The sequence below is a fragment of the Vibrio sp. VP6 genome, from assembly GCF_028823755.1.
Classification (GTDB): Bacteria; Pseudomonadota; Gammaproteobacteria; order Enterobacterales; family Vibrionaceae; genus Vibrio; species Vibrio parahaemolyticus.
On sequence record NZ_JAPEID010000003.1, the window covers coordinates 256296 to 271823 of the forward strand.

16 protein-coding genes are annotated in these 15528 nt (G+C 44.3%); 14 read left to right on the forward strand and 2 right to left on the reverse strand.

Annotated features, from left to right (window positions below; translation table 11 throughout):
- Positions 1-14: 14 nt before the first annotated feature.
- The 9 genes from OU793_RS03615 (at position 15) to OU793_RS03655 (ending at position 6641) form a co-directional block, all read left to right on the forward strand.
- Positions 15-662, forward strand: coding sequence for a bifunctional 2-polyprenyl-6-hydroxyphenol methylase/3-demethylubiquinol 3-O-methyltransferase UbiG (locus OU793_RS03615; RefSeq protein ID WP_140104022.1), 648 nt, complete (start codon positions 15-17; stop codon positions 660-662).
- Positions 663-774: 112 nt separating this feature from the next.
- Positions 775-1140: a hypothetical protein gene (locus tag OU793_RS03620; RefSeq protein ID WP_015296647.1), complete on the forward strand. Its 366-nt coding sequence runs from the start codon at positions 775-777 to the stop codon at positions 1138-1140.
- Positions 1141-1232: 92 nt separating this feature from the next.
- Positions 1233-1517 carry a putative quinol monooxygenase gene (locus OU793_RS03625; protein ID WP_025983377.1) on the forward strand — a complete coding sequence of 95 codons (285 nt, stop codon included), beginning with the start codon at positions 1233-1235 and terminating at the stop codon, positions 1515-1517.
- Between the two features lie 105 nt (positions 1518-1622).
- The gene (locus OU793_RS03630; RefSeq protein WP_140104023.1) at positions 1623-2225 is read left to right on the forward strand and encodes a histidine phosphatase family protein; all 603 of its coding nucleotides are present in this window, start codon (positions 1623-1625) and stop codon (positions 2223-2225) included.
- Between the two features lie 148 nt (positions 2226-2373).
- Positions 2374-2712: a hypothetical protein gene (locus OU793_RS03635; RefSeq protein WP_180793950.1), complete on the forward strand. Its 339-nt coding sequence runs from the start codon at positions 2374-2376 to the stop codon at positions 2710-2712.
- Complete coding sequence (locus OU793_RS03640) at positions 2712-3185, forward strand: GNAT family N-acetyltransferase (protein ID WP_031791274.1); 474 nt, start codon at positions 2712-2714, stop codon at positions 3183-3185. The genes OU793_RS03635 and OU793_RS03640 overlap by 1 nt, the downstream gene beginning before the upstream one ends.
- Positions 3186-3421: 236 nt before the next feature.
- Positions 3422-4840, forward strand: coding sequence for a DASS family sodium-coupled anion symporter (locus OU793_RS03645; protein ID WP_021453231.1), 1419 nt, complete (start codon positions 3422-3424; stop codon positions 4838-4840).
- Between the two features lie 3 nt (positions 4841-4843).
- Positions 4844-6181, forward strand: a complete 1338-nt coding sequence (locus OU793_RS03650) for a sensor histidine kinase (protein WP_025516668.1) — start codon at positions 4844-4846, stop codon at positions 6179-6181.
- A complete protein-coding gene (locus OU793_RS03655) occupies positions 6168-6641 on the forward strand; it encodes a response regulator (protein ID WP_005454901.1) in 474 nt (157 codons plus the stop codon). Before OU793_RS03650 ends, OU793_RS03655 begins: the two co-directional genes overlap by 14 nt.
- A 108-nt stretch (positions 6642-6749) precedes the next feature.
- Here the strand turns inward: OU793_RS03655 and scrG are convergent, their stop codons facing one another.
- A complete protein-coding gene (scrG, locus tag OU793_RS03660) occupies positions 6750-8549 on the reverse strand; it encodes a regulatory protein ScrG (RefSeq protein ID WP_140104085.1) in 1800 nt (599 codons plus the stop codon).
- 345 nt (positions 8550-8894) lie between these two features.
- Between scrG and OU793_RS03665 the strand changes: the two genes are divergently transcribed.
- The 4 genes from OU793_RS03665 (at position 8895) to OU793_RS03680 (ending at position 13553) form a co-directional block, all read left to right on the forward strand.
- A complete protein-coding gene (locus OU793_RS03665; RefSeq protein ID WP_005480625.1) occupies positions 8895-10106 on the forward strand; it encodes an HD-GYP domain-containing protein in 1212 nt (403 codons plus the stop codon).
- A gap of 200 nt (positions 10107-10306) precedes the next feature.
- A complete protein-coding gene (locus tag OU793_RS03670) occupies positions 10307-10933 on the forward strand; it encodes a LysE family translocator (protein WP_023623915.1) in 627 nt (208 codons plus the stop codon).
- A 179-nt stretch (positions 10934-11112) separates the two neighbouring features.
- Positions 11113-12651 carry a YjjI family glycine radical enzyme gene (locus OU793_RS03675; protein WP_201451675.1) on the forward strand — a complete coding sequence of 513 codons (1539 nt, stop codon included), beginning with the start codon at positions 11113-11115 and terminating at the stop codon, positions 12649-12651.
- A 20-nt stretch (positions 12652-12671) separates the two neighbouring features.
- The gene (locus OU793_RS03680) at positions 12672-13553 is read left to right on the forward strand and encodes a YjjW family glycine radical enzyme activase (RefSeq protein WP_045587686.1); all 882 of its coding nucleotides are present in this window, start codon (positions 12672-12674) and stop codon (positions 13551-13553) included.
- Between the two features lie 15 nt (positions 13554-13568).
- On the opposite strand, the gene OU793_RS03685 is transcribed toward OU793_RS03680, so the two are convergent.
- The gene (locus OU793_RS03685) at positions 13569-14507 is read right to left on the reverse strand and encodes a LysR family transcriptional regulator (protein ID WP_024701047.1); all 939 of its coding nucleotides are present in this window, start codon (positions 14505-14507) and stop codon (positions 13569-13571) included.
- 458 nt (positions 14508-14965) lie between these two features.
- Here OU793_RS03685 and OU793_RS03690 point away from each other — a divergent pair.
- A partial coding sequence (locus OU793_RS03690) for a TerC family protein (RefSeq protein ID WP_274647723.1) occupies positions 14966-15528 on the forward strand: 563 nt, incomplete at its 3' end.

The window sequence follows — 15528 nt, forward strand, 5'->3', positions numbered from 1 at the left end:
AGGAATCATCAAGGATGAATATGAAAGCGAACTACCATGTCCACGAGGATATGTATGTTCAAGCCCGAAAAGAGGGCTGGGAAGGATGGGGAGGCAATGAGCGCATATCGCAAGCCATTCTTGTTCAGCGCTTTATTGAGCTAGAAGGAGCTCCGACTTTTGGCAAACTCTTGGAAGTTGGCTGCGGCGAAGGGCATCATTGTCGAGCATTTTTTAAATTAGGCTTTGAAGTAACAGGTATTGATATTTCACCGACTGCCATATCTTGGGCAAAAGAAAAAGCGAGAGATACTGGCAATCAAGGGGCGTTTTACGTTGCGGACTTGACCGAGAAAACGCTTGAGATTCCAGAGATCTATGATGTGGTGATCGACGGAAACTGTTTACACTGCATCATTGGTGAAGATCGGAATACTTTTCTAGGTCATATCTATAATTCTTTGGTTGAAAATGGCGTTTTCTTTGTGAGCAGCTTGTGTGCCAAAGACCGTAACAGCTACGAAATCACCAAAAATGACCATGTTTATCGACATGTATGTTCACAACAATCTTTGATTACGGAACTAGAACAGTCAGGCTTTCGTGTAGTTACTGCATACGTCTACGAACGTGAAGAGATAAATCACATTACGATACATACTGTAAAAGTTGTTTATTCGTAATGAAATCGGTATTGTTTCCAGTCACGCCTTAGATAGCCATTATTAACTATTTATCAAACTCTTATCTAAGGTTTTTATTTCTATTTGCTTGCCGGAAATCAGAAAAATACTAATGAAAATAATATCCAAAGCGTTATGGGCAACGTGTTTTATTGCCTTTACTAGTGTTGCTTCACAGCTTGAAGAGCCTCAAACTGCGGTTTTAAACTATGGACAAACCTCGGTTTCAGCACCGATACAGGTTGATCGAGGATTTGACGCCGTTGAAGACAATGATGAGGAAATCATCGAGCTCTCAGGCTCCGTGATTAAGGAATATTCGGATTACGTTGTTGATGTGCTTGTGGTTCGCAAAAGTAAATCTCGTCACTCAAGTCGTGAGTTAAAAACCACGCTCTTTGTCCAGCAAGATCAGCTTGGAAAACCAATGATGATTGGTGGCGTGAACAACGAGGTGTTTACCCTCACGTTAAAATAATTGGGTAACCTTTCAATCAGTATTAATGGTTTTAACGCATAACTTTTCGGTTATGCGTTTTTTGTAGGTAGTAAAATAGCGATGGAGTCGTGATGTCCAAAGTCATATTAAAAGGATTTATATTGGTGCCTGAAGAGGAACTTGAAACGGTAAAAAGTGCGCTGCCTATTCATATGCGATTAACTAAAAGCGAGGCTGGGTGCCTTGTGTTTCAAGTGGTTGAAATCCCTGACAACCCGTTACGCTTTGATGTGTACGAAGAGTTTACAAATCGAGATGCGTTTGAGCACCATCAACTCCGAGTCAAAGATTCAGACTGGGGGCGGGTTACAGTGAATGTTGAGCGCCATTATGAAATTTTGGATGTTCAGGAATAATGAGGCGAGCCATTCTGTGTCAAAGTTGACTCAAATAGTGTTTTTTGCCCAGTTGGCGACTTTACGTTAGCTTACCTATGAATTTAAACCGTTTAAGGTAAAGAAATGACGAGAAGAATATTCGTATTGCGCCATGGTGAAACAGAGTTTAACGCAGACAAAAAGTTACAAGGTCACTGTAACTCTTCACTGACATCGAAAGGCAGCGACCAAGCAAGACGCGTTGGCACAACGCTCAAACAGTATGTTGAAAACCGTCCTTTCCGTGTCTACTCAAGTACGCTTGGGAGAGCACTGCAAACATCGCAAATCGTATGTGAAGAGCTTAACTACTCGTATGAAAACCTCAACAAAGAGCCTAGGCTAAAAGAGTTTTCTCTTGGTGAGTGGGAGCAAAGAACGATTCCCAGCTTAGAGCAAGAAGTTCCCAACTTATTGGCTCAAAATGATTGGTACCTTCAAGCGCCAAACTGTGAAACTTATGAGTCGGTAAGGGAGCGTTTGTCCAGTTGGTTGAGTGATGTAACGCATGACGAAGACATTGTCGTGGTGAGCCATGGGCTAACAGGCATCGTGCTAAGAGGATTGCTGTTGGGTATGGATTACACTCAAGTTTGGCTGCAAGATTTACCTCAAGATGCGTTTTTCATTATCGAAGACGGTCGAATCACTCGTGTCAACTGTGTGGATACTATTGAGGTAGTCTGACTTGATTTGTTTATGTTTGCGTCTGCTTGATTTTGGTCAGTAATCAAAATAACTTAGTACACAGGCTTATAGAAAATACGCTTGCAAGGCTGATCATGGACGATTGGTCTCAAATGTACATTTATAGAATGTAATTCAAGGATGGATGATGACGTACAAAAAGTGGCTTTTTTCCGCAGCGCTGCTTTTGAGTGGCCCAACTTTACTGCCTTTTACTCTAGAGGCTATTGTGTTGATAGAAATCATCGGAATGGCGGGAGTGGTGGCACTTTATAGCGCTTATTCACAATGGCTTTTTAAACATCCGTTAACGGTTCGGGCTTGTGAGATCGCGACGAGCCTAGATATCCAGCCTCAAAGAGTTATCACCAAACCAGATTTACGCTCTCTGCCTTATTTGTTTCCGCACTATTTGCCAATCAATACGTTGTTAGTGAGCGCGATTGTGACCACGTTTTTGTTTCGTCTGTCTGGAACATTGTACTGATGCTTTCAATACGCCGCTATCGCGCTGCTGATGCGCCAACACTATGGACGCTCTTCTACCATACGGTTCGAGAAGTAAACTGCCGCGATTACCAAACAGATCAAGTGAAAGCTTGGGCTCCCGATGATTTTGAACCACAAACTTGGCAAGCGAGGATGGACACCATCACCCCATTTATTGCCGAAATTGAAGGTGAGATTGTCGGTTATGCGGACTTACAGCCAGATGGCTTCATTGACCATTTCTTTTGCCATCATCAGCATCAAAGGACAGGTGTTGGCCGCGCATTGATGGCTCATATTTTCTCTCAAGCGGAGTCATTAGCGTTACCGTATTTGTACTCAGAGGTCAGTATCACTGCTCGTCCGTTCTTTGAACGAATGGGATTTAAAGTGATTAAACATCAAGAAGTTGAAGTGAGAGGGCAACACTTAACTAATTATGTGATGAAGAAGTATCTATCGCGTAATTAGTGAGCTTGGACACAGATAAGAGATGTTTTCTGATGTGAATTCCAGTTCATTGATCTAAGACCAAAATTTCGTTTCAAAACAGTGTACATAATCTCTACTCAGAGTTATCAAACAGGTATGTTTCTATCTCACAACCGCAAAGTTGTTCATAAAAATCAGATTGATAGAAAGATGACTGAATGTGGCTCGAAATGCCTAATGTCATGGCCAACCAACTCAGGAAGAGTAGTAGTACTATGCGCCCATATCTCAAATACATCATCCCAACGGTGATTCCGTTACTTATTTGGCTGATGCCTTTGTCAGCGTTTCCTTTTGACGGCATTACCATCGTCCAACAGCGAGTTATCGCGATCTTTTTGCTGGCAGCGCTCTGTTGGGTGTTCGAGCCTATTCCAATTTATGCCACGTCGGTGGTGATCATCGTGCTTGAGTTATTGCTCGTTTCGAACAAAGGCATTGTCTTGTTTCGAACACAAGAAGGGCAACCTCATTTTGGCGAACTACTGCAATACCACGAAATCATGGCTACCTTTGCAAGCCCAATCATCATGCTGTTTTTAGGTGGTTTTTTCTTAGCAATGGCCGCAACCAAATATCGTTTGGATGTGAACCTCGCTAGGGTGTTGCTCAAGCCGTTTGGGCAAAACCCTAAGTTTGTCATGTTAGGCCTGATGCTGATCACCGCAATATTCTCGATGTTTATGTCGAATACCGCGACCACCGCGATGATGTTGTCGATATTAACGCCAGTTATCGCCGTGTTTGGGCCTAAAGACCCGGGGCGAATTGCATTCGCGCTTTGTATTCCTGTTGCTGCGAACATCGGTGGTATTGGGACGCCAATCGGTACGCCACCAAACGCGATTGCTCTGAAATACCTCGTGGGTGATAACTTGATTACCTTTGGGGAGTGGATGGTATTCGGCGTACCATTTGTGGTGATTATGATGGCCCTTGCTTGGCTTCTGATAGGCTATTTATACAAAGCCGAGCAGACTAAGATTGATCTGAACATCAAAAGTAAGTTCCTAAAAACACCAAAGGCGATGATTGTTTACGTCACATTCGCTGGCACCATCATTCTTTGGTTGATGGGCTCTGCGCATGGCATGAACTCATACACCGTCGCTTTAATTCCGGTTGCCGTATTCTCGCTGACAGGGATCATCAACAAAGAAGACCTCAAAAAGATCTCTTGGGATGTGCTTTGGTTAGTCTCGGGTGGTATTGCTCTAGGTTTAGCGCTCGACAAAACAGGGCTTGCGAAGCTGGTGGTGCACAGTATTCCATTTGATGAATTCTCGCCTTATGTGGTGCTATTCGGCGCGGCATTCCTCTGCTTACTAATGGCAAACTTTATGTCACACACGGCCACAGCCAACTTGCTGATGCCAATAATGGCTGCGCTTGGTACGTCCATGGCTTCTTTAACGCCATTAGGTGGTGAAGTCACGCTTATTCTCGTTGTGACCTTCGCGGCTTCGCTTGGTATGTCACTACCTATCAGTACACCGCCTAACGCGCTCGCGCATGCCACTGGCCATGTAGAAAGTAGCCAAATGGCGAGAGTGGGTGCGGTACTTGGTATTGTTGGTGTGCTGCTAAGCTTTGTGATGGTGTGGATCCTTCATACGGTTGGGCATATTGGGTAATACATGTACGAAACCAAGTTAGATGCGTTAGTAGAACGCTACTTTAATCATATCGAACGTCGGCTGACTGTGTTGGCCGGCTCCGTATTGATCGAACAGCAAGGCTACAACGACCGTCTATACTATGTGCTCTCTGGCGAGCTTGCTGGCTTCTATGCGGACGAAGACAGAAAGCCTATTCAGGTATTCTCCGCCTCTCAAGGGGCATTTATTGGAGTGCACAGTTTTTTTTCAGGAACATGGACTGCCTCATCTACGGTGATTGCACAAACCGATGTAGAACTTGCGTGGATAGAACGCGATACGCCAGCCGTTGAAGAAGAAACTTACGGGCCATTAACCACACAGTTTATGCCCGTAATGGTGAATGAGTTGTCTCGCCGTCAGCGCCGCGCGATGCAAGAAGCGATAGCAAAAGAAAAGGCGCTGCAAAAGCTCCACACCGCAGAGCAAATGACAACACTCGGTCAGTTAGCCGCAGGTATCGCACACGAACTTAACAATGCGATTGGTGTGGTCAGCAGTAAATCGGAGCGTTTAGAGTCCGTCATCATGACGCTGCTTGAAGAAGTGCATCCAGAGGCGAGTCAGTTCTTTGATTTTGGTTTGATGCAAGGGCAAAAAGTATCGTCTAGTGAAGCGAGAAAGCGCGGTCGTCATTTCGAAAAATATTATGGGTTGCCTAAAGAGTTGGCGCGTGATTTAGCGCGAGCCGTGCCGAGTAACTACCTCTCGGAGCATTGGTTAAAAAGGCCAGAAGAGGCGATTCGTTACTGGCAAGTTGGGCGAGACCTGCACGACTTGCGTATCGCGTCTAAGCATACGGTTGGCATTGTTCGTTCCGTTAAGCAATTGGGCAGAACGGATATCGACCTTGATGAGGCCATCAACATTAACGATTCAATAAATCGGGCATTGGCGTTGCTGCAGAGTGATTTGAGGCGCGTTAGTGTGCGTTTCAGCCCTGCAGAACTGCCGGTTTTTATTGGATCGCAAACTGAGCTTGTTCAAATTTGGGTGAATATTTTAAAAAATGCGTGCGATGCGATGATTAACATTGAGTCGCCGGCCATTGAAATTCATACACGCGTGAGCAAAGGAAAGATTTTAGTCACGATCGCCAACAACGGCCCTGAAATTGATGAGGCCACGCGCCGAAAAATATTTAGGCCGAACTTTACAACGAAGAAGGGCGGATTGTCTTTTGGGTTGGGGCTTGGGCTCTCGATCGTTAAACGAATTATTGCAGGTTACAACGGTTCCATTGTCGTAAAAAGTGACAGTGAAAAGACCATTTTTAGAATCAAATTACCGGTAGAGGGTGAACATGGAGAAGCTTAATTTAATTTGCGTTGATGACCAACGAGAGGTGTTAAGCGCGGTTCTACAAGATCTAGAACCGTTGAATAAATGGCTGAATATTGAGGATTGTGAGTCTGCTGATGAAGTGCTTGAGCTGATGGATGAGCTTGATGCAGATGGTGAAATGATCGCGTTAATTATTTCGGATCACGTGATGCCAGGTAAAACGGGTGTTGAGCTGCTGACGGAAATTTCCAAAGACAGCCGCTTTGTTCGCACTCGCAAAGTCTTGTTGACTGGGCAGGCCACGCACACTGATACGATCAATGCGATTAACTCTGCGGGCATCGATCGCTATTTCGAAAAGCCTTGGCAAGCCAATCAGTTGATTGAGTGCGTAAGAAACCTCGTTACACAATACATTTTTGATATGGGGCTCGATTACACGCAATATCACGAGCACTTAGATCAAAACGTTGTGTTTGACCGCTTAAGATAGGTGGGTAAAATTAACCTGAGTTTTCGCCACAGCCACGTTCTGTTTTGATGTAAAAATCGGTGACTAAACGGTGGCTGTGCGGAACAGGTGAGAATGACAAAATTCGAACTACGAATTCAATGAATATCGGCTAGCACTTGCGACAGATAAGGGTTTTGAGAACCAGTAACCTTGTAAATAGTCGACGCCCATCTGAGTAAAGAAGTCGCACATCTTCGCATCCTCAATGCCTTCAATCACTACCTCAATATTGTTCTCGTGGCACATTGCAATCAAAAACTTTAGGTACTCTCGCGAAGAGTGGTTTGTCAGCGTTTTCCAAGCCATCGATTTATCGATTTTTATCTGCGTCATCGGTAAATCAAAGAAGCAGTTTAAAGAACTGTACCCGGAACCAAAGTCATCCAAAGACAACGCAAAGCCCAACTCACGAAGCGTGTTTAAGGGGGCCATAGCCGTTTGGTTGTTATCCAAAATGAATGTTTCGGTGAGCTCTAGCACGATAGACTGAGGTGCGACGCTAGCCTCGTCAGCCATGGCTTTGATTCTTGAGGGAAACTCACCATTCATAAGCTGCAGAACGGAGACGTTTACGTTCACTCTTACTTCATTTTGGTAGCGTTCACGGTATTGTTTTATGAACTGACAAGCTTTCGCGAACACTTGATAGCCTAGCTCGACGATCAAGCCTTTGTTCTCGGCTACGGGAATAAACTCATCGGGATAAATTTCGCCAAACTCTTTGCTACGCCAACGAACGAGAGATTCAAAACTCACCACTTCGGAGCTTTTTGCATTAATGATTGGTTGAAACTTCACACTCAAGGTTTGCTTTTCTAGTGCGCTTTTCAAACCTTGTTCGATAAAAAAGTAACGATCTACCGCGTGTTGAGTGCGTTGGCTGTAAATGGCAATCCTATCTTTATTTTGTTCACTGGCGTATTGGCATGTTCTTGCAGCTTTACGCAAAATTTCATCCGCAGAGTGCGCAGGGTCGATACAAGGGTACAAGCCAATGCTGATGTTACTGCCAAGATACTGACCTTCTTCTACAACGGCTTCGTGATAGGTTTGTTTTATCGTCTCGGCGTAAGCTTGAAGCGTGTCTATTGAGCAATCGTCCTGAATTAAAATTGCGAAATCGTCATCATGTACACGATACACTGAGCAGTTAGGGGATGGCAGATGACTGAGCGTCTGCAGCAGCTTTTCCACCAAACCATTGACCAGTTCATTGCCGTACTGGTTCAGATAGGATTTGATCTCATTGATTTGGATGTAGCAAATCGACGTTGGCGTGTCTGTTGAACAGACGTGTTCTTCAATATCAAGCAACAAATGCGCGCGGTTTGCCATACCTGAGGCGTTATCATGGAACGCGACTTGATGAATGTAACTCTCCATCAATTTACGTTCTGAAATGTCGCGATGGCTACCTACCATGTAATGGCCATGCTCAGTTTCTTTGGTCATCGCAACGCCTTCAATCCAAACGTATTGCCCGTTGGGTTTACGCAGGCGGTAAGTGGTTGTGACACGCTTATTGTCGGTGTTAATGTGGGCATCGACGCGCTTGGACAATCTTTCCCTATCCAACGGATGCACCAAATCCAACCAACGATCTAGGTTGATGCGTCCAGCATTGATTCCAAGTTGCTCATAAAATCCCTGATTGTAGAAAACCATCGTCCCAAACTCGTCCATGTAGAAGAGGCCTTCGTTGAACACATCAAAGATATGAATAAAGCGTTCTTCGACGATCTTGAGAAACTCGCGATCATTGTCTGAGGCCTGTTGATCAAAAATGGTGGTCAAGACATGTCCTCCTCGTGCCTTACTGGCAACAGAGATGAGTGGGCGTTCCTGTAACAGGGAAATGAAGTAATCATGCGCATTATTAAGATACAAATGCTAATTTAAAATAGTAGACAGTCATGTTCTTGCGCTTTCAAATGAATAAAACTTCGTTCAGTTTAACTTGCTGATCATCGATATTTATAAAACTTAGTCAACAGTAAATCGTGTTTATATGAAATAGTTATTGATGCATTCCTCAAATTATTAAAATTAGTTAATAATGCTGTCATTTCTTGAGCTAAGTCCATAAGAATAAAATGGTTTTATGAAGTAAATCGCGCTATTAATTGACTGAATACTCATTAATTGAAATGAATTGAGGATTCTTATAACAGCTATGCGCGATATCTTTTATAATGCACGCGTTACCTAATAGTATTTAATAAATGTCACCATATGCAGTACAACCCAGAAGACTCAATTAAAATTGCAATCGCAGATGTTGCTGTCGGCATGTTTGTTACCGCGATAGAGCATAACAAACGAGTCAATTTAGCCAATGCTGGTCGAGTTTCGAGCGCAGAGGGCATTAAAAAGCTTCGCGCAAGTGGCGTGAAATTCGTTTGGGTTGATCAATCACTTTCTGCTCAGCAGTGCGTATTCAAACCCGTCGAAGAACCTATCGATATCGAAGTAGGGGATAAAACGCTTTCCGTATCAAGCAAAGTACAACGTGCGTATCGCTCGCGAGAAGTCCAACACAAGCGTGCTAAAAAGCTGATTGCGGAAGCAAAAGGCCTAGCGCAGAAACTTCTCAACCAAACTTTTGAAGGCAAAGTTATCCAAGTCGACGAGATTGAATCGTGGGCGGATGACATGATCGAAAGTGTATTTATTGATTCAGACGCTTTGCAGTGTGTTTCTGCATTGCGCCAGAAAGATTCTTATTTACTCGAGCACTCAGTAAATGTCGCCTGTCTCCTGGTTTCGTTCGGCAAACACTTAGGCTTAGACAAAGATACCCTCAAGCAATTGGCGATTGGTGGCATCATTCACGATGTGGGTAAAATCAAAGTGGACGATAAAATTCTTCACAAGCCAGCGCGTTTAACGCCAGAAGAGTTTGAGCACATGAAGTTGCACCAAGTCTTCGCGGGCGAGATCATCGTTGAAGTGAAAGGGTTGAGCGATGTCAGCCGAGACGTGTGTTTAATGCATCATGAAAAGCTTGATGGAACAGGGTATCCGCGCGGACTATCGGGCGACGAGATTCCGATTCATGGTCGCATGAGTTGTATCGTCGACATTTATGACGCGCTCACCGCTGATCGTTGCTACAAAAAAGGCATGAGCTCAGCAGAAGCATTTAAGATTTTGCTCAGTCTAACGCCTTTCCATCTTGACCCTGATCTGGTTTACAAGTTCATCAACTGCATTGGTGTGTATCCAGTAGGTTCTATCGTGGAACTCAGTGATGGCAGAGTGGGTATTGTATGGTCTTCGAATCCATCTCAAGCGTTAAAGCCAGAAGTGAAATGTTTCTACTCCCGTAAGTACAAACGATACATTGATGTCGCGATGGTGGATTTAAAAACAAGTACGCACAAAATTGAAAGAGCGATAGCGCCTTCATCTTTAGAAATCGATCCAAAACCGTTCTATGACTAAGTCGGTGCTTAGCTTGAATCATTACTGACTATTTTCTTTACACTATTGCATATAGCGAGTATTTTGGTTGCATAATTAATGCGCAATTTGGGTTGCGCATTTGCCTCAAAAACACGTTTCAAGGATAGAAGCGTCGATACTACATCACTTAGCTTAAGGCTTAATATGTGGCATCAAACCATGATTGGAAAGGAGCGCCAATGCAACTCGATACTTGGATTTACTACACTCTCGCGATACTCGTTCTCACTGCTTCTCCTGGGCCAAGTTCTCTACTTTGCTTAAGTAAAGGCGTCAGCAGCGGCTTTCGTCTCGCACTGACGACGGCTCTAGGCAGTTTAAGCGCGATCACCATCATTCTTACCCTTTCTTTTACCGGTTTAGGCGTTGTGATTGCGTCTTCTGAGTTCGTGTTTAACATCATCAAATGGTGTGGTGCGGCATACTTGATTTGGTTAGGCATTCAAGCATTTCGATCAAAACAAACCGATTTTTCGAAGTCCGACTCTGCACAGGTGTCAACCAGCCACGTCAGCGCCTATACCAGTGGTTTTATCGTTGGTTCCAGTAATCCGAAAGCCATTATTTTCTTTACGGCACTATTCCCACAATTCATTGACCCAACCGCTTCGCTGCTGACCCAATATGCGATTTTCGCGGGTACTTTCGTAGTATTCGAATTGAGCTGGTTAACCTTTTACGCCTTATTAGGGGTGAAAACATCCAATTGGTTATTTGAAGCAGGACGAGCTAAGTTGTTCAATCGTTTAACGGGTGGGGTGTTTATCAGTGCTGGTGTGATGCTATCCACGGCGAATCGCAGCTAGATTGTGAGGTAACCCCTAATTTAGGGATAGCTTATTTCCAATATGGAAATTAACGGTTTGTTTTTTTTCATTAGTGGCAAGGCTTAACTAGGCGTAAAATTCAATCTAGCCCTTTAGGGGTAATGGTCTGTACCTACCCAGATCCAGATGTAGTGGTCTTTTTTGCAGGAACATCCTTGATGACAAGCCTATCTGAACTCCAACAGCGTTTTCTCAATATCGCAACTGACGGCCGTTTGTCTCCGAAACAGAAGTCTAACTTCCTCGCTTTAGAAGCCGAAGCATGTATTCCATACATGCCCATTTCTGAAGCACTTCGTGAAGCGATGAGCGATGGCGTAATCTGTGACATGTTTGAAGGTCATGCGCCTTTTAAACCGCGTTACGTTTTACCTGACTATGCTAAGTTTTTATCTAAAGGCTCTGAATATTTGGAGTTGTCACCTGCAGAAGATTTTGATGATGCGCTAAATATGCTTACCATCATCTATCATCATGTGCCGTCAGTTACTAATATTCCCGTGTATTTAGGGCAGTTAGACGACGTCCTGATGCCTTATGTAGGCGGCCAAACTGAAGCGCAGATTTACAAAAAACTTCGACATTTCTGGATCATGTTGGATCGCACGTTGCCGGATGCCTTCATGCACGTGAATATCGGGCCGACAGACAACATTATCTGTCGCACTATTTTACGTGTGGACGCAGAGCTCAAGCAAATTGCACCAAATCTCACGTTTATGTACGACGAATCGATCACACCAGATGATTTGTTACGTCAGGCGACGAAAAATATTTGTGACTGTAGCAAGCCTCATATTGCGAATTACCCAATTCACGCAAATGCTTATGACGGAGAGCGGTTTGGTATCGTCAGTTGCTACAACTCACTCCCGCTAGCTGGTGGTTCAAACACGCTTGTACGCATGAATCTAAAAGAAGTGGCGAAACGTGCAGCAAGTCGCGACGATTTTTTCAGTAATGTATTACCGACGTATCATCAACTAATGACGGAGTTGATGGATGCAAGAAGCTCGCACTTGCATGAACAATCACAGTTCTTCCAAGGCTTCTTAACCCAAGAAGGCTTGATTGAAGAATCACGCTTTGCGCCAATGTACGGTATTTATGGTATGGCTGAAGCGGTCAACTTACTTCTTGAAAAAGAAGGGCAAACTTCCCGCTACGGACAAGACGAACATGCAAATGCATTAGGCCACGAGATTTCAGCGTCACTAGCGACATTGGTTGATTCTACGCCTGTGAGATATGGCTTAGAGGGCAAAGCGTTGTTGCATGCTCAAGGTGGTATCAGTCTCGATCTGGATGTAACGCCAGGTGTGCGCCTTCCTTACGGTAACGAGCCAGACCCTGTTACTTATGTACAAGCAACTGCGGCGCATCATCAATATTATCGAGCGGGTATCAGCGATATTCTAACGATTGATGAAACGGTGAAGTCAAACCCAGAAGCCATGTTCAATTTATGCAAGGGCGCGTTGAACGCGGGGTATCGAGAGTTCACCGCAAATGTCGCGTCGAATGATTTAGTTCGAGTGACCGGTTATATGGTGAAGTTATCTGATATCGCGAAATACGATGCGGAAGGCTCCCGTACTAATACGACGTTTTTGGGCGCTGAAGCGGCGAAGAACACAGGAATTTTAGAGCGTTCACCACGAGTGGTGAGCCAAGAAATGTCGCCAGTCTACAAGTAACTGGTGACGGAAAGAACAAGATGTCTAGACGAAGTGAAAGCCTTTTGGCGAAAGTAACTCGTATCCTTCCTTTCTCTTGTGTTGATGGGCCAGGAAATCGTCTAGTCATCTTTCTACAAGGTTGTAACTATCAGTGTTTGAACTGTCACAACCCTCACACTATCAACCATTGTAATCACTGTGGTGATTGTGTTGCAGAGTGTCCGGCAGGCGCATTGAAGTTCGACGAAAGCAACAACGTTGTTTGGCTTAAAGAGGAGTGCACCCACTGCGATCATTGTATAGAGATGTGTCAGAACCAATCTAATCCAAAAATTACTGACTACTCTGTGGCGACAATGCTCGATTTGATACGAAAACAACGCTTTTTTATTAGCGGTGTGACGGTATCCGGTGGGGAATCTACCTTACAACTTCCTTTCATTATTGAGCTGTTTAAAGGGATCAAGCGGGATCCTGAACTACAGCATCTCACTTGTTTCATCGACAGCAATGGTTCATTGTCAGTCTCGGGATGGTTGCGTGTCTTACCTTTTATGGATGGCGCAATGATTGATTTAAAATCGTGGCAAACCGACACACATCGTTGGTTAACTGGCCGAGAACATCACCGAGTTTTTCAGACGATTGAGTTTCTTGCAGAACAACAAAAGCTGCACGAAGTACGTCTTCTGCATATTCCCGGTAAAAGTGACTTAGATACGGAAATCGAATCGGTAGGGCGGTATCTTAATGCGCTACCAAGCTCGGTACACGTTCGCCTCAATGCCTTTCAACATCATGGCGTGGTAGGAGAGGCACGTAGTTGGGACAAGTGTTCAAAAGAAGAGATAGAGCAACTAGAGAAACAGCTTGGAAAGTTTGTTGATCGTCCTATCGCTGTTCCTTCCGTATTCGTTTAGAGCTGCCTCTTATCTTTACACACCGCAGCCTTCGAGCTCTATACAAGCATCAAGCAACTGTTGTTGCAGCCATCTCAGAGCAGGATCATTGAGACTCGCTTTGTTCCACACCAAGCTGTAAGCCACTTGCCCGTAATCAAACGGTAAAGAGCGCTGCACTAAACCTTTCGCTTGATGTGCGACTCCCGCCCACAGTTTTGAACACGTAAATAGATAATCGGAATGATGGCACATGACGGCTGCCGAACCGAAATCTGCCACACGCATCGCCATATTACGCTTTGAATGCTGCTGAGTGAGGTTTTGCTCGAAGTAAGGCTGAGAAAGATCTTTATCGTGAATCCCGATGTGGCGAGCGCAAAGATAACCTTCAATCGACAGGGGTGCTTTAGATAACGGGTTTGATTCGCCCATTAAACACACCATTTCATCTTTCAAGATTGTTTGCCAAACCAAGTCTTTATTTTGAGTTGGCGGCTGGCTGATGTCATGCGGCAGCAGCAAAAAATCGACTTGTCCTCTCACTAGTGAATCAAAACTCATCTCTTCTTTTGCATGGACGCTTAAGTGAGCATTGTTCCCCAACTGTTGAGAAATGCGCGTTAACACGGGAGCAAACAGTTCAAAAGAACTGCCTCTCATCGACAGAGAAAACGTACCTTGATAATAAGCTGGGTTGAATGAACCTTGGTGCAATAGGCCGTTCATGCTAGACAGAATACCGTGAATGGACGGGCCAATATTCAACGCAAATGGTGTGGGCACTAAACGTGTACCATCACGATAGAAAAGATCATCTTTGAGCGTTTCACGTAACTGGCTTAGCGTTTTACTGACACTGGAAGGCGTCACACAAAGTCGCTCGGCCGCCTGAGTGACACTGTGAGTTGTCAGCAACATGTGAAGGACGGTGAGGTGTTTTAAGCTAATGCGCGATAGAGCGATATAATCCATGAGAGCGATGATTTCTTGTGATTTCTGCCAGTATATCAGCATGAAACAAATTTTTACTATTGATCACTGAGTAAAAATAGCATCTTTTTCTTTGAGCTCAATGGAATAGCTTAAGGTCCATTGTTGGCTTTATTTGATAAAAGATGCTTGGCGGACTTGTCGTTTTACTTGCCGAATGTCTGAATATGCTTGATATAGAAGCGTTCCGAACGGGGATGCTCCTTAAGCCTACACTATAAACTTTTCCGAGTGATAAACAGAGGAGGGGTGAGATGGGAAGAATCCTTTAGAGAACAAATAAAGACACTAGTTTTTGTGCTGAAAAGAGTATTGTGTTGCAAACCAAGAGGTGCTTAACTCTAGATCCCTAAGTAACAGAGGTATAAATAATTAATGGACGACCCCTTTAGTCGACTGAACCCTTCTCCGTATCGCTTCCATTCTCAGGAGGCATACTCATGTTAGAACTTTTCATGCAGCCCGAAGCATGGGTGATATTTGCCACCTTATTTGCTCTCGAAGTTGTTTTAGGCGTAGATAACGTCGTTTTTATTTCCGTTTTATGTGAAAGATTGCCATCCCACCAGAGAAAGCTTGCACGAAACCTAGGTATTGGTCTTGCGGTGTTCGCGCGTATTGGATTGGTGTTTTCTATCACATGGATCATGCAACTTACACAACCACTATTTAGCGTTGCAAACCATGCAGTGACAGGTCGAGATATGATAATGATCTTGGGGGGTGCGTTTTTGTTAGCGAAAAGCTTAAAAGAGCTTTGGAGCTGGTTAACTCACAATGAAACCAATCACTCTACCCATGTGCGCACGGGATTGGCGGTGGTTTTGTTACAAATCGTTGCGGTTGATGCGGTATTCTCGATGGATTCTGTCATCACTGCAGTCGGTTTAACAAGTGAAGTACCGCTTATGGTTGCTGCAATTATTGCCTCTGCATTGGTCATGGTTATGACTGCTGAAAAGATCAATAACCTAGTTACCCGTTACCCTGGTTTCAAAACCTT

Coding starts and splice junctions, on each gene's coding strand:
- OU793_RS03615 (WP_140104022.1), top strand. CDS start 15: ATGAATATGAAAGCGAACTACCATGTCCACGAGGATATGTATGTTCAA.
- OU793_RS03620 (WP_015296647.1), top strand. CDS start 775: ATGAAAATAATATCCAAAGCGTTATGGGCAACGTGTTTTATTGCCTTT.
- OU793_RS03625 (WP_025983377.1), top strand. CDS start 1,233: ATGTCCAAAGTCATATTAAAAGGATTTATATTGGTGCCTGAAGAGGAA.
- OU793_RS03630 (WP_140104023.1), top strand. CDS start 1,623: ATGACGAGAAGAATATTCGTATTGCGCCATGGTGAAACAGAGTTTAAC.
- OU793_RS03635 (WP_180793950.1), top strand. CDS start 2,374: ATGACGTACAAAAAGTGGCTTTTTTCCGCAGCGCTGCTTTTGAGTGGC.
- OU793_RS03640 (WP_031791274.1), top strand. CDS start 2,712: ATGCTTTCAATACGCCGCTATCGCGCTGCTGATGCGCCAACACTATGG.
- OU793_RS03645 (WP_021453231.1), top strand. CDS start 3,422: ATGCGCCCATATCTCAAATACATCATCCCAACGGTGATTCCGTTACTT.
- OU793_RS03650 (WP_025516668.1), top strand. CDS start 4,844: ATGTACGAAACCAAGTTAGATGCGTTAGTAGAACGCTACTTTAATCAT.
- OU793_RS03655 (WP_005454901.1), top strand. CDS start 6,168: ATGGAGAAGCTTAATTTAATTTGCGTTGATGACCAACGAGAGGTGTTA.
- OU793_RS03665 (WP_005480625.1), top strand. CDS start 8,895: ATGCAGTACAACCCAGAAGACTCAATTAAAATTGCAATCGCAGATGTT.
- OU793_RS03670 (WP_023623915.1), top strand. CDS start 10,307: ATGCAACTCGATACTTGGATTTACTACACTCTCGCGATACTCGTTCTC.
- OU793_RS03675 (WP_201451675.1), top strand. CDS start 11,113: ATGACAAGCCTATCTGAACTCCAACAGCGTTTTCTCAATATCGCAACT.
- OU793_RS03680 (WP_045587686.1), top strand. CDS start 12,672: ATGTCTAGACGAAGTGAAAGCCTTTTGGCGAAAGTAACTCGTATCCTT.
- OU793_RS03685 (WP_024701047.1), bottom strand. CDS start 14,507: ATGGATTATATCGCTCTATCGCGCATTAGCTTAAAACACCTCACCGTC.